Origin of the sequence: Blautia caecimuris, from assembly GCF_024622975.1 — a bacterium.
In the GTDB taxonomy this organism is placed as follows: Bacteria; Bacillota; Clostridia; order Lachnospirales; family Lachnospiraceae; genus Blautia_A; species Blautia_A caecimuris.
This window is the reverse complement of the sequence record NZ_JANJZT010000032.1, coordinates 1-14,847: the sequence shown is the minus strand read 5'-3', so window position 1 is coordinate 14,847 and position 14,847 is coordinate 1. Positions and strand designations below refer to the sequence as shown.

13 protein-coding genes, 1 pseudogene and 1 riboswitch are annotated in these 14,847 nt (G+C 38.7%); of the genes and pseudogenes, 12 read left to right on the top strand and 2 right to left on the bottom strand.

The genetic code is table 11. The features are described 5' to 3' along the window. Positions 1-51: 51 nt before the first annotated feature. Positions 52-249: a helix-turn-helix domain-containing protein gene (locus NSA57_RS16010; protein ID WP_202030884.1), complete on the bottom strand. Its 198-nt coding sequence runs from the start codon at positions 247-249 to the stop codon at positions 52-54. Between the two features lie 581 nt (positions 250-830). Between NSA57_RS16010 and NSA57_RS16005 the strand changes: the two genes are divergently transcribed. Both NSA57_RS16005 and NSA57_RS16000 read left to right on the top strand, forming a co-directional pair. After that, positions 831-1,700 carry a ParB/RepB/Spo0J family partition protein gene (locus tag NSA57_RS16005; RefSeq protein WP_119210971.1) on the top strand — a complete coding sequence of 290 codons (870 nt, stop codon included), beginning with the start codon at positions 831-833 and terminating at the stop codon, positions 1,698-1,700. A 17-nt stretch (positions 1,701-1,717) separates the two neighbouring features. Then, positions 1,718-2,467: a ParA family protein gene (locus tag NSA57_RS16000; RefSeq protein WP_257465412.1), complete on the top strand. Its 750-nt coding sequence runs from the start codon at positions 1,718-1,720 to the stop codon at positions 2,465-2,467. 300 nt (positions 2,468-2,767) lie between these two features. Here NSA57_RS16000 and NSA57_RS19825 read toward each other — a convergent pair. After that, positions 2,768-2,839: pseudogene (locus NSA57_RS19825) on the bottom strand (ECF transporter S component); the annotation flags it as partial. Between the two features lie 111 nt (positions 2,840-2,950). Here NSA57_RS19825 and NSA57_RS15990 point away from each other — a divergent pair. The 10 genes from NSA57_RS15990 (at position 2,951) to NSA57_RS15945 (ending at position 14,657) form a co-directional block, all read left to right on the top strand. Then, positions 2,951-3,118 (top strand): hypothetical protein, encoded by a 168-nt coding sequence (locus tag NSA57_RS15990; protein ID WP_257465410.1) that lies wholly within the window; start codon positions 2,951-2,953, stop codon positions 3,116-3,118. 61 nt (positions 3,119-3,179) lie between these two features. Continuing rightward, positions 3,180-4,133: a LacI family DNA-binding transcriptional regulator gene (locus NSA57_RS15985; protein ID WP_015517754.1), complete on the top strand. Its 954-nt coding sequence runs from the start codon at positions 3,180-3,182 to the stop codon at positions 4,131-4,133. A gap of 105 nt (positions 4,134-4,238) precedes the next feature. Continuing rightward, positions 4,239-5,483, top strand: coding sequence for an IS256 family transposase (locus NSA57_RS15980; RefSeq protein ID WP_257465409.1), 1,245 nt, complete (start codon positions 4,239-4,241; stop codon positions 5,481-5,483). A gap of 395 nt (positions 5,484-5,878) precedes the next feature. Further along, positions 5,879-7,216, top strand: a complete 1,338-nt coding sequence (locus NSA57_RS15975) for an ABC transporter substrate-binding protein (protein ID WP_257465408.1) — start codon at positions 5,879-5,881, stop codon at positions 7,214-7,216. Positions 7,217-7,309: 93 nt separating this feature from the next. Next, positions 7,310-8,179: a carbohydrate ABC transporter permease gene (locus NSA57_RS15970; RefSeq protein WP_257465407.1), complete on the top strand. Its 870-nt coding sequence runs from the start codon at positions 7,310-7,312 to the stop codon at positions 8,177-8,179. Beyond that, positions 8,179-8,994 (top strand): carbohydrate ABC transporter permease, encoded by an 816-nt coding sequence (locus NSA57_RS15965; protein ID WP_117686648.1) that lies wholly within the window; start codon positions 8,179-8,181, stop codon positions 8,992-8,994. The genes NSA57_RS15970 and NSA57_RS15965 overlap by 1 nt, the downstream gene beginning before the upstream one ends. A gap of 16 nt (positions 8,995-9,010) precedes the next feature. Beyond that, positions 9,011-10,636: an alpha-glucosidase gene (locus NSA57_RS15960; RefSeq protein WP_016285569.1), complete on the top strand. Its 1,626-nt coding sequence runs from the start codon at positions 9,011-9,013 to the stop codon at positions 10,634-10,636. A gap of 175 nt (positions 10,637-10,811) precedes the next feature. Then, positions 10,812-10,926: riboswitch (FMN riboswitch) on the top strand. A 944-nt stretch (positions 10,927-11,870) separates the two neighbouring features. Beyond that, positions 11,871-12,578 (top strand): LytR/AlgR family response regulator transcription factor, encoded by a 708-nt coding sequence (locus tag NSA57_RS15955; protein ID WP_257465406.1) that lies wholly within the window; start codon positions 11,871-11,873, stop codon positions 12,576-12,578. A 1-nt stretch (position 12,579) separates the two neighbouring features. After that, complete coding sequence (locus NSA57_RS15950; protein WP_257465405.1) at positions 12,580-13,836, top strand: sensor histidine kinase; 1,257 nt, start codon at positions 12,580-12,582, stop codon at positions 13,834-13,836. Between the two features lie 152 nt (positions 13,837-13,988). Beyond that, on the top strand, positions 13,989-14,657 hold the full coding sequence (locus NSA57_RS15945; RefSeq protein ID WP_257465404.1) for a DUF3879 family protein: 669 nt from the start codon (positions 13,989-13,991) through the stop codon (positions 14,655-14,657). Positions 14,658-14,847 lie beyond the last annotated feature (190 nt).

Below are 14,847 nucleotides of genomic sequence, written 5' to 3'. Positions count from 1 at the left end.
GTATAAAAAAACGCCATAGGTTTTTTGAGCCTACGGCGTTTCTTGCGATATTCACAATTCTAAACTTTCCAGCCACTCGTCAAAAGATTTCTTGGAAACGCGGATCGCATTGCCTATGCGGACGATCCTGAACTCCTCCTGCTTGACGAGCTGATATGCGGTCGTGCGGCCGATGTTGAGCATGGCCGCAATCTGTTCCACGGTGTATGTGCGCGGTTCCGGCAGTGACTTTTTCTCTTTCTTGTTCATAGTAACCTCAATGTATTTGCCTTGTCATTTTAACTAAGGGAATGAAGAATGGCAGTAGCAATCAACTTTGGCGGGATGGCCTCTTGCTAAGAATTTGCTAATAGGACCACCCAACGGACGCATAAAACTGCGTCAGAATAGGTGTTTTGCACCATAAAGTTCGTTTACTACAAGTCATTCTGCGTAAGGGATGATATTGGAAGTTACATCCGAACCGTGTATCACATGGTAAGCCATACTCCTAAGCGCTAGTTGTGGGTTCAATTCCCGCCGGGAACATCGATTTTTTGCAACAATGATCGTGAAAATTCATTGTTGCATTTTTTATTTTATGGTGCTTGCGAGCACCGAAAAAATATAAAAATGAGTAATTGGAGCACCGAAAAGAAAAAACGAGCACCAAGAACTAAATCTATTCAAGCACCCAATGGAGATAACTAAAGTGTAGGATAAGATTTAGGTTGTCAATGAATGTAAAAATGGTTTTCTTGCTTGAAGAAAACAGGCCTGACGAAGTATCGCTCAGATTAGATTAAAAATTCTAGTCTGGGCGATTTTTTTCGTTCAGGGAAAAGGAGGAAGTGTCATTGACAGAAAAGACGGATATCAGAGATTCGGATGAAAAAGTAGTTGAAATTGAAATGGAGCGGTTAAGAAATTTTACAAATCATCCATTCAAGGTTATTGGTGACAGTCAGATGATTGAACTACAGGACAGTATTAAGAAATATGGAGTTCTTAATCCATTGATCGTCAGGCCGAGAAAAGAAGGTTACTATGAAATCATTTCAGGTCACAGAAGGAAATATGCAGCGGAGCGACTGGGGTATAAGAAAATTCCTGTGATTATCCGCATGATGCAGGATGATGAAGCTGTAGTGACTATGGTGGATTCTAATTTACAGAGAGAGCAGATTACGCCAAGTGAAAAAGCATATGCTTACAAGATGAAATATGATGCCATTAAAAAGAAAGCAGGCAGAAAGAATTGTGGTCAAGTTGACCACAATACAGGAAAGAGAAGTATTGATGTGATTGGAGAACTTTGTGGAGACAGTGCAAAGCAGGTCCAGCGTTATATCAAAATGACAGAACTGATACCGGCTCTATTAGATAAGGTGGATGACGGATCAATGGGATTTACCCCGGCAGTGCAGTTATCTTATCTGAAAAAGAAAGAACAGCAGGAAATTATTGATGCAATGGAGGCAACCCAGTGTACGCCATCGCTTTCGCAGGCAATAAGGATTAAGAAATTAAGTGAGGCTGGAAAGCTTACAGAAAGCGAAGCGGAAGGAATCCTTGGAGAGATAAAACAGAAGGAAGCAGACAGAGTAGTTTTTAAGAATGAACAATTATACAGATTTTTCCCATCAACCTATACATCGGAACAGATGCGTAGAGAAATATTGGAAATATTGAAATCATGGAGAAATAGTAACTGGATTTAGGAAAGGAGAAACAGAATATGTGCAGAGTAATAGCAGTATCAAATCAAAAAGGTGGAGTAGGTAAAACAGTATCATGTGTGAATCTTGGAATAGGATTGGCAAAGGAAGTGCTTCTGATAGACGCAGATCCACAGGGAAGTCTTACAATCAGCTTAGGTTATGAGGAGCCGGATGAAATGGAGTATTCTCTGGCAACACTGATGATGAACATTGTGAATGATGAAAAACTGAATATAGAAAAGACTATCTTACACCATAAGGAAGGTGTAGACCTTATCCCTGCCAACATTGAATTATCAGCGATAGAGGTGTCTTTGGTAAATGCCATGAGCAGGGAACTGATCCTGAGATCTATGGTAGACAGGCTGAGAGAATTTTATGATTACATAATAATTGATTGTATGCCTTCACTTGGAATGCTGACGATTAACGCATTGGCGTGTGCAGATTCTGTACTGATACCGGTGCAGGCAGCATATCTTCCGGTCAAAGGCCTACAGCAGCTGATCAAGACAATAGGAAGAGTAAAGAAGCAGCTGAATCCAAAGCTCAAGATTGAAGGAATTCTTCTAACTATGGTTGATAACAGAACTAATTATGCTAGGGATATTTCACTGATTGTATATGATACTTATTCGGCATCAATCAAGGTATTTGGAACAGAGATACCGATGTCAGTCAGGGCATCAGAGGTAAGTGTGGAGGGGGAAGCACTTCCGGGAAGTATGGCAATGGTACTGGAAAATCTACATTTGTTAATTTGCTGACAGGATTTGCTGATATTAATATTTTTGGTAGTCACATTGAATGATGTTGGGTGCAAAAGGTCTTTTGCCCCCAACTGATGCCCACGAATTGCTTCGCAGCAAGCTGCTCTCGCAATTCTGCAAACATTCGGAATCCGTTGATTTGCTGCGCAAATCACCCCTTATGGGGCGCACCCATTAGCGGAAACTCCTTCTTTTAAGTATATGAAACAATGAAAATTACTGCTTATCTGCAATGCCGAATGACTGCTGACGGATATATGGTACGGCAATCAGTGCCGGATAAAGCACTGCGGAGATGATCAGTCCTTTGATAACGAAAGTGATCGTAACATAAATAAAATATCCGCCGATCAGGTATGCCATACATGATATGTGGATATTATGAGAAGTTTGTAAATAAAATATGAGCATAAAATGAATCCTAAATAGATTATTTAAGAGACTGTTAAGTAAAAATAGTTCGACTCCATGGACAAAAAGGTGTATAATAAAATAGAACTTCAGTATATTAAGGAAAAAGATATTATAATCTTCCAGCAACTCCGCAATGGCATTATGGGACAGACCATGAATCTTCCGGGTAAGGGAGGCCGCAAGATTTCGGTTGCGGCTTATCGATTGTCGCAGAAGGTTGTCGGATTTAATTAAGAGGATAAAGGGGAATATAAGGGCAATTCGTTTGCAATTACACAAGTGAGGAGAAGAGATTATGGCAAGCATTCGAGAAGTTGCAAAGCTGGCACATGTAGCACCCAGCACGGTATCCAGAGCGTTAAATGGTAGCGGATATGTATCAGAGAAAAGCAAAAACAAAATTAAGAAGGCGGTAGAGGAGCTAGATTATATTCCTAATCAGTGGATCAGAAATCTGTATAAGAAAAGAACGGGTATTATCGGTGTTATGACACCGGATATTATCCATCCGTATTTCTCAACTCTTTGGAATTATCTTGAGGCAGAATTAGATCAATACGGATATAATGTGGTTATTTGTAATACCAGAGGAAATCAGGACAAGGAAAGAGAATATCTTGATACATTGGAACGTAATCTGTTCGATGGACTGATTGTAGGATCTGCGTTTCTTTCTGATGAATATTATATGAATATTGAGAAACCAATTATCTCACTGGATCGGATTATACCGGGAATCCCGCTGGTGACATCGGATCATCATCAGGGAGGAATTTTAGCGGGCGAATTGTTTTTGGAAAAAGGCTGTAAAAAAGTGATGTGCTTTAGTGATCCGACCAGGATGGAACTTGCCTCTGCCGATAGCGCGAGAGCCCTTATCGATGTTATGGAGAAGCATAATAGGGAGGTTATCATTGAATCTTTTCAATGGGAGGAAGTTGTAAACTATCAATTGTGTATGAAACGTACCAGAACATTATTGGATCAATATCCGGACGTTGATGGAATTATGGCTTTGGACTTGTGTGCAGCCGCCTTCCTCAAGACAGAAAAAAACAAAAAAATATTGGCTTATGATGGAACTTATGCCACGGACTTCAATTACCATTCGATTGATTCAATTGTACAGGATGCGAAGAAGGTTGCAAAGGAAAGTGTGAATATGCTTATTAAACTGATCAATGATCAACCGCTTAAGAAAAGGGAAGTATTGGTTCCTGTAAAATATAAAAAGGGCGATACTTTGTAGAATGGAGAGCATTGGCACAAAGGAGTGTGTGAAACTTTTTCTGTAAATAGCTAATAACAGCAAGGTCTTCTATGGTAAAATATAAATCATAGGAGGCCTTTTATTATGGCAAGAAGAGAAAAGAAACCTGTACACAAAGTAGTAATGACAGAAGGAAAGCGAAACATCATTCAGCAACTTCTTCAGGAGTATGATATTGAAATCGCTGAAGATATCCAGGATGCGCTTAAGGATCTGCTTGACGGCACCATCAAAGAGATGATGGAAGCAGAAATGGATGATCATCTTGGTTACCAAAAATCTGAACGATCTGATAGCGATGATTACCGCAATGGATATAAATCAAAGCGTGTAAACAGCAGCTATGGCAGCATGGATATCGATGTTCCGCAGGATCGTAAATCAACATTTGAGCCACAGATTGTAAAGAAACGTCAGAAGGATATTTCTGATATCGATCAGAAGATTATTTCCATGTATGCAAAAGGAATGACAACTCGGCAAATATCCGAAACCATCGAAGATATCTACGGTTTTGAGACATCAGAAGGCTTTATTTCAGACGTTACAGATAAAATTCTGCCTCAGATCGAAGACTGGCAAAATCGACCGCTGGATGAGGTATATCCGATCCTCTATATAGATGCCATCCATTATTCCGTACGCGATAATGGAGTGATCAGAAAGCTGGCTGCCTACGTCATTCTTGGCATCAACACAGAAGGAAAAAAAGAGGTTCTTTCAATCACTGTCGGTGATAATGAAAGTTCAAAGTACTGGCTGTCTGTTCTGAATGAGCTGAAGAATCGTGGTGCAAAGGATATCCTGATTATCTGCGCTGACGGTCTTAGTGGCATTAAAGAGGCAATTGCCGCTGCATTTCCAAAAACAGAGTATCAGAGATGTATTGTACATCAGGTAAGAAACACGTTAAAATATGTTCCGGATAAGGACAGAAAAGCGTTCGCTTCCGACCTAAAAACGATTTACCATGCTTCCGATGAAGAGAAGGCTAGACTGGCTCTGGATCGAGTTACTGAAAAATGGACCGTAAAATACCCAAATTCCATGAAACGCTGGTATGATAACTGGGATGCAATAACACCGATTTTTAAGTTCTCACCGGATGTCAGAAAGGTTATTTACACGACAAATGCTATCGAAAGTCTGAATTCTACCTACCGTAAGCTCAACCGTAAGAGAAGCGTATTTCCAAGTGATACAGCGCTCCTGAAAGCCCTGTATCTGGCAACTTTCGAAGCCACTAAAAAATGGACTATGAGCATTCGAAACTGGGGACAGGTCTACGGCGAACTCAGCATTATGTATGAGGGACGACTCCAAGAATAACAGAATCTGTATGCATGATGAGAAGGACGTTTTTGACGTCTGTTCTTGACATGCCCGAAATCATGTCGTATATATAAAACAAGAGCTGGAAGCTTCAATTTAGTGCTTCCAGCTCAATCATTATCATAGAAGATTATTATTTACAGACTTTTCTTCATAGTCTCCTTTTTCTAGTGATTTTTAATAAAAAATCAAGATGATTTTTGGATATAGTAACGAATCTGTGAATAAACTGCATTTTTATGTTGCAATATAGTTACGCATAGTGTATATTACAGATATGGAACAGTTCCACAAATGATGTGGACAGTTCCGTGGCACAAAACGAGGCATCCATAGATGAAAAATTTTTTTTGATCAGATATGGAACAGTTTCACAAAAGGGAGGAATATATATGAAAGCAAAGAAGTTAGTAGCAGTTGGAATGACAGTGCTAATGCTTGGGGGATTATTTGTGGGATGCGGAAATTCTGCAGATACCTCGACAGGAGCAAACAGTGGAAAAAATGTAAAGATTACAATTTTCCAGAGTAAGATTGAGGCAAATGAAGGATACAAGAAATTAATTGCAGCATATGAAAAGGATCATCCAAATGTAGAAATTAATCTTGAAGCTGTCACAGGAAATGATTTTGGCGCATCAATGAAAGCAAAGATGCAGTCGGATCCACCAACAATCTTTTCTGTAGGTGGTTTTTCGGACATGAAAGATTACGGAGATGTTATTGAAGATGTTTCTGATCTGGATATTATGCAGCACGCATTAGAAGGAACAACGGATACTTTTACAAAAGACGGAAAAGTATATGCCATTCCGTTATACATGGAAGGTTATGGATTCGTTATTAATAAGCAGATGTTTGAGGATGCTGGAGTTTCTGTAGATTCTATGATGAATTTCGAAGGCATGAAGGCCGGTTTTGATACTTTGAAAGAGAAAATCGATAATGGTGAGATGAAGGATAAATATCCGAATCTGGAAGCTGTTATGGAATACCCGACAAAGGAGTTATGGATTGCAGGAGACCATGACGCTAATGTTGCTTTAACACATGACTTTAAGACTCCGAATGAAGCATATGCGGCAGATTCGCTTCCGGGAACCGGCTTTGAAGACTATAAGAAAATGGTTGATTTTCAGGCCAGTTATACAACCAATGCCAACAATACGGCAAATCTTAATTCTGTAGACTACACAACATCATTAGAGGGTGGACTTGCCATTGAACGTGTTGCATGTATCAAGCAGGGAAACTGGGTAGCTCCAGCAGTAGAGACAACGGATCCGGAAGTCCTTCAAAAATTGGATATGTTACCATATTCTGTTCCGGGATATTCAGATGGCAAGTATTTTGTAGGTGTATCAGGATATTGGGCAATTCATAGCAAGGCAACCGATGCGCAGAAAGCTGCTGCAAAAGACTTCATCAATTGGATGTTCACCGATCAGGAAGCACAGAAAATTGTTGTGAATGATTGTAAGTTTATTCCTCCATATGATAATTTTGATGGAATAAAAGCATCCGATCCACTTTCACAGAGAATTATGGATGCAAATAATTCCGGAAATACCATGAACGGATGGGTATACAGTGGAGCTCCAAATACATGGGGTCAGCAGGTGGCTGGTGTAGAAGTACAGAAATATCTTGCCGGAGAAGCTGATTGGGATGAGGTTACAAAGACCTGTATCGAGCAGTGGAGTAAGTTAAGAAAACAACAGAACAACTAGTAAGAGTTAAAGAGGGTTCCGGGATAGAGCTTCTATCCCGGAAATTCAAATAAGGGTAAAATCCTTTGTTTGGAAAGGACGGATAGAAGAAGTATGAGAAAAAGTAAATTACGGTTTTGGGGCTTTTTGGCACCGTCATTAATTGCATTTTGTATTGTTGTAATCATACCTACATGTATTGGATTTTTCTATTCCCTTACAAACTGGAATGGAATTGTAGGCTCGGACGTTAAGTTTGTAGGTTTTCAAAATTTTATTGACATTTTTACGAGAGATGACTCATTTGTACATGCTTTTTTATTTACTGCGCTTTTTTCGGTGTGCGCAGTTGTATTGGTAAACCTTGTTGGCTTTGGTCTGGCGTTGTTAGTGACACAGAAATTTAGAGGCGCAACGCTGTTACGTGGAATTTTCTTTATGCCAAATATGATAGGCGGATTATTGCTTGGATTTACTTGGCAGTTTATTTTTATATCGATTTTTGAAGCTTTTTCAAAAAAGACGGGAATTGCAGCCTTTAGCGGATGGCTGTCGAATCCGGAAACCGGATTTATAGGATTGTTGATTTTGACTGTGTGGCAGATGTCGGGATATATGATGATCGTATATATTGCGCAGATTCAGCAGATACCGGAATCGGTTAAGGAGGCAGCAAGAATTGATGGAGCAAATTCATGGCAGCTCATGAGATATATCATCCTTCCGTTGATGATGCCTGCGTTTACAATCGGATTATTCTTATCTATTTCGAGTTCATTTAAAATGTTTGATCAAAATTTAGCTTTGACACAAGGTGGACCATACAAATCAACAGAAATGATTGCGTTAAACATTTACAATTCTGCCTTTGGAGCAAATGAATTTGGTTTTGCGCAGGCAAAGGCAATCGTTTTTCTGATTATTGTGGCAGGAATTGGAATTACGCAGTTGGTTATAACAAAGCGCAAGGAGGTTGAAATGTAATGAAGAAAAAAATCGCTTATGGAGTAACAGGACTTATTCTTGGATGCATTTTTTTGTTTCCGATTTATATTTTGATTATGAATTCGTTTAAGACGACCAAGGGGATTTTTACAGATGTGTTGGGATTTCCGGCGAAAGAAACATTTACACTTGAAAACTATAAGAATGCGTTTCAAGAACTGGATTACATAAGATCTTTTATGAATTCGCTGCTTATCACGGTAGTGACAGCGGTTCTGGTGCTGTTGATATCGGCTATGGCGGCCTGGGTACTTGTACGTTATAAAACCAAAGCAAGTAAGATTATTTTTTTGATATTTGCCGGTTCTATGTTGATTCCATTTCAGTGTGTCATGCTTCCATTGGTTGGATTTGCAAGCAAAATCGGTTTGCTGTCTCGTGGTGGCTTGATCTTTATGTATATGGGCTTTCAAACAAGTATGGCAATCATAATGTTTCATGGGTTCATAAAAAATATTCCGGAGGAATTGGAGGAAGCCGCTACAATTGACGGGTGTGGTTCAATACGTCTGTTTATTTCGATCGTGCTTCCTTTGATGAGAACGATTATAATCACGGTTGCAGTTATTAATGTTATGGGAACATGGAATGACTTCTTATTACCATCGCTGATTATTAATAAACAGGGCTTACAGACGTTGCCTTTAAAAACATATCTGTTCTTTGGACAATTTGCAAAACGTTGGGATTTGGCTTCTGCCGGATTGGTTATGTGCATGGCTCCTATTATTATCTTTTATTTGTTTAGTCAAAAATACATTGTAAAAGGTATTACAGAAGGGGCAATAAAGTAAGGTGAGGAATTTGTGAATGAAAAACAATTGGTGGAAAGAGTCCGTAGTGTATCAGATTTATCCGCAAAGTTTTATGGATAGCAACGGAGATGGAATCGGAGATTTTAACGGAATTATCCGGAAACTTGATTATCTCCAAAATCTAGGCGTAGATGTATTATGGATATGCCCGATGTACGCTTCTCCACTTGTGGATAATGGATATGATATATCGGATTATTACAAGGTAAATCCAATCTTTGGAACAAACGAGGATATGGAGCATTTAATAGAGGAGGCTCAAAAAAGAAAGATTAAAATAATATTGGATCTGGTGGTCAATCATTGCTCGGATCAGCATGAATGGTTCCAGAAGGCAATGAAGGATCCTAATTGTGAGGAAGCGTCTTATTTTTACTTCCGAACAACGGAGAATGATAAAGAACCGAATAACTGGCGATCCAATTTTGGCGGATCCGTATGGTCGAGATTACCGGATGACAGATGGTATTATCATACGTTTGCGAAGGAACAGCCGGATCTGAACTGGGAATGCAAAGAGCTGCGTCAAAAAATTTATGAGATGATAAATTGGTGGTTGGAAAAAGGAATCGCCGGTTTTCGTATCGATGCAATTACCTTTATCAAAAAAGACTTAAGTTTTGCCAGTCGTCCTACGAATGATGGGGAACGATATCCGGTTGAAAAACTTACGGATTATAAGGGAATCGGAACATTCCTTGATGAGATGAAAGAGCAGTGCTTTGATAAATATAACTGCATGACAGTTGCCGAAGCACCGGGGGTAGACGATGCTGCTTTTGAACGGTATGCCGGAAAGAATGGTTACTTTTCCATGATTTTCGATTTTGGATGGGAAAATATGGAAGGGGAAAATGATAAATCAAGCATTCATGCGGTAGAACGGTGGAAGAAAAAAATGTTTACACATGTAGCGCATAATAGCGGAATCGGTTGGAGTGCTATCTTTTTAGAAAATCATGATCAGTCCAGATGCCTGAACAAATTTCTGGAAAGAGAAAATATTAGTTTCTATAGCGCATCGGCACTGGCGAGTATCTATTTCTTTTTATATGGAACGCCTTTTATATATCAGGGACAGGAAATTGGTATGACCAATGTTAAGTGGAAGAATATTAATGATATGGATGATATAAGGGCGAAAAGAACCTATGAGGAAGCGGTCGGACAGGGCAAGGATCCGGATGAAGTACTTGCATACTTTTCAGAGTTAGGAAGAGATAATGCAAGAACGCCGATGCAGTGGGATGACTCGGAAAATGGAGGATTTACGTGTGGAAAGCCATGGATTAAATGCAATGATAATTATAGAACAATCAATGCACAGAGTGAGGTGAATGATCCGGATTCATTGTACAATTATTATAAGCGTTTGATTCAGTGTTACCATGACCATGCAGATATTGTGAGACAGGCGGAGTTTCGCCCGATGTACGAAGAATATCCGGGATTATTTGCATATGAAAGAGAAGTAAACGGCAAAGGTTTATTGGTGATCGTGAATTTTACAAATGAAAAGCTGATGTTTCAAAAAATTGATCAAAAATGTGTATTGTGCAATTATCATGAAACGGAGTCCGAATGGTTGCAACCATATGAGGCGAGAATATACAGCAAATAAAGAAATTCTATGTGTAAAAGAAAACATTTTGGCGTTAAATGAAATTGGACTGTCAGTCGATTAAACTTTTTATAAATACAGACCTCTCAGATACTGAAAAGTGTAATGGGAGGTCTTGTTTTTATTGTTTAAAATTCATTTTAGGTAGCCATACAGCAACGTAAGAAAAGTGAATAGAAATCTTCAGGGCAGGGTCAGATTCACTACCGGTGGTATAGCCCACGAGCCGTTAGGCATGATTCTGTGAGATTCCGAAGCCGACAGTATAGTCTGGATGAAAGAAGATGAATATAGACTGCGTATATTGGATGACGTGTAGATTTTCGTTGCTCTGGATTGTTTGATACATTCCGGGAGTTTTTTTGTGCCAATATTGTAGTCTGTATAAGTGATTATATGAATATGCCCTGAACCGGTCCGGTTTGGGGCTTTTTATATAAAAAGGTAACTATTCAGAACCCATTGAAATAAGAAAAATTGATACGTCATGCTTGCATGTAAGGGGCAATTTTTTTTATTTTAAGGGAACTCGAATAGAGTTACCACCCCACATATGAGCAAAATTAGCTGCGTAGCAGCGAGAAAGCACGAGTATTGTGCGGTTTTGCGAATTTGTGTGGTGGGGGTTCTGAACCAATGTCACTTAGTTAAGCTTATCACGAATAGTAAAAATTGTACCTATGCAGAGCTGCTGATGAAAGTACTGGGTAATCCGGAGATGGCAGCATTACTTACATCACTGGCAAAGACAATGAAAGTATAATAATGGGTAGAAAGACGATATTGTATAGATGGAAAGTCTGTGCAGTATCGTTTTTTGATGAGTGGTCAGTCAAAAACTTTGTAATATTCTACTATTCATTAAGTGGAGATGCAAGAAAGATTAAGGAAAAATATCTCCCCGGACAGGTAAAGAATCAATAGTAATTATTGCGTTGAGATATGTTGGCACAGAAAAGATATCAGCAAACAGACATTCACAGGATAGCAAATGTGGATAGTAAAGTAATAATATCAACATGACGATATAGAAAATGCAGGGAAGCATTGTATTTCAAAGAATTTGAGATACAGTGCTTCTGCGTTTCTATAGGAGATAGTCGTTCTATGCGGAAAATAGTCATTTGATGCAGAGAATGATCGAGTGAAAGATTTGTTTGATATAATAAAGAGTGCCAGGTGAGACTTGTATGGTTTACAGGCATGAGAGAAATCAAAGACAGGAATGAAAAATATGAACATTATTATTTGTGATGACAGGATAGATGACAGAAAAAATCTGTCAGATTTGCTGTCAGACTATGGTGAAAAAAAGAATTATGAGTTTGCTATTACAGAATATGATTCTGGAGAACAGTTATGCGAAGAACAATCGGCTTTGGAAGCGTGTCAGCTATTATTTCAGGACATCAATATGCAGGGGATGGATGGGCTGAAAACAGCTATGAGGATTAAAGAAAAATATCCAAAACTTCCGGTTGTGCTGGTGACGGCATACATGAATTACGCACTGGATGGATATAAGGTGAAAGCAAGCCGTTTTCTGCTGAAAGATAACCTTGCAGACACCATAGAAGAATGTATGGATGATTTGATAGCAGAAATTAATAAAAACTGTAGAATTCTCAAATTTCGTTTTGTGGAAGGAACGATAAAACTTTATGCAGATGACATCATTTATATAGAAACAGAGCTTCACAAAAATGTATTTTATACAGAAAAAGGGACATTTCAAATTTATAAAAAACTGGATGAACTGGAAAATGAATTCAAGGATATGGGATTCGTGCGGGCGCATTTAAGTTTTCTTGTATATATGAGGTACATTACAAAAATCAGCGGATATGTGATGACACTTACCACGGGAAAAAAGATTCCGGTTCCCAAGGCACGATATGCACAGGTAAAGAGGGAATATATGCTGTATAAGGGAGAAGAATAACATGACATTCTGGGTATTGATATTTATTGCGGAAATGCTGGAAGTAAAAGGAACGCTATACTTTTTTGATACTTTTATGGAAAAAAGAGATGGCGGATATAGGAACAGATACAGATTTTTTGTTTATTGCGGAGTGCTTTGTCTGGCAGCAGTCACAGGGGTATGGATCGGAATGTTAAAATGTATCCTGATTATACTGGTTATGTCTTTCCTAAATCTGGCTTATTATGAGGTCTCCTTCCGGCAGAGTTTTTTATTTTCAATCATCAACTATACAATGCTTGTATTGATTGATTATGTGACTGTTTTGCTGGGAAGAGGAGGTTCAATCCAAGAAAAATGGTTTTTACAGGCACTGATATCAAAGACGGCTTTTATCATTCTGATGTTGTTTATCAGAAGATTTAGCAAGACAAGAAAAAGCTACGGTCTGATTACAGGAAAAGAGTGGTTTCAGTTTTTCTGTGTTCCTGTATTTACGGTGGTCGGTTTCATTCTTATGTTTTATTCAGAAAACGATGATATGCAGAATGTATTTTTATTTCTTTCGGTGGGACTGGTTGCGATTAACCTTATCCTTATGGAGTTCATGCAGAATACCATTGAAAAAGAAGAGAGAATAAAAATTGCGGTACTTACGGAACAAAATCAGAAAAATCGTATTGCAGATTATCAGGACCGGGAAGAAATCTATGAGCGTCAGCGCAGGAAAATGCACGATTATAAAAATCAGCTTTCCACGATCCAGACATTGATAAAGAATGGACACACAGATGAGGCACTTTCATTTACGCAGAAGCTGACAGAGAGCATAGCTGTCGAGATGTCGGCAATCAACACGAACCATCCGGTGGTCAATGCTGTTTTAAACCAGAAGTACCGCAGCATGCAGGAGAAACACATAGCGGTTATCCTGAAAGTAGGGGATTTGCAGGAGATATGTCTAGAGGAGGAAGAGATTGTGATTCTGCTCTCTAATTTATTGGATAATGCAATCCGGGAGAGTGAAAAGGTACTGAAAAATACCGGAAAAGCGGTCATTCATCTGAAATTAGAGTGCGAAGATCATAAACTGATATTTGCGGTGAGAAATCCGGTGACAGAAAAGGTGGAAATTGAAAATGACACGATAAAGAGCAAAAGAGGGGATCATCACGGCATTGGACTGTTAAATGTAAAAGCAGTTGTGGATAAATATGGCGGTGATATGGTGCTTTCCTGCGATGAAAATGAATTTAAGGCGGTAGTTATCTTGTAAAGAGATGGTCTTTGTATGCGTAATATGGTCGTTTGATGATATGGGACTAGGAGAACAGGTTATTTTATCCGATAAAGGAAATAGAGAAACTGAGCAGATTATTAACATTGGAAAAGTTATAATTTTTTGGAATAGAGATGGGAGGATGTTTTATGTCAAAGATTACAGATTATGCTTTTTTATTTCAAAAATCATTCGGGACATCAGGAGTAAATGCAATAGGCAGTTTTCAGTTGTCTCAGTTGAACAGCAGTTCTGTTCAGTCCCAGTTAAAAGCTGCCGGGATTGACACAAACAGCAAACAATACAAAGCCGCTGTAAAACAGATGATGTCTGCCGGAAACGGTGCGATGTATGGAAATATTCAGGGAATAAAAAATCTGATGAGTCATTATGACAAGGACGGAGATTATATCAATCCTGTTAATGGATTGGCGGGGCTTTTAGTGACAGACGAAAATGAAAATTCGAGAAAACGGATCATATCAATTCCGGATAGCAGCAAAGAAGAAATGTATGAACTGACAAAAAAAGAGTTCCTGCGTGAAAACGATGTCCACAATGGAGATACAACAAAACGTTCCGAGGTATATAACAATTTGTACTGCAAAATGCAGAAAAAGGACAGATTGGCTGCCGGGTACACCCTTGAAAAATATGAGAGAATTTACAGACAGGCATTTTATGATGCCGCAAAAAAGGCTGATCCTAACTGGGAAATTGGTAAGCAAATTAAAGATGGTGCATTAGATAGTGTTACAAGAGAATTGGCAGAGTCGGGGAAATCTCCTGCACAGGCAACGCTTGATACTAAAATCTAACATATCAGGTATATTTGAATAATTAGGCAAAGAATGAAATATCTGATGCGTATCATAAAGCAATAGACATAAGCGTTTGATAAACGTAGAGAAAGTAGCATTGTATTCGGAACACTAGTATAGAATAAATTAAATTTATGCTATATATTTTTGAGATGATGTATGGTAAAATAGTGTTATCAAAGAAAGG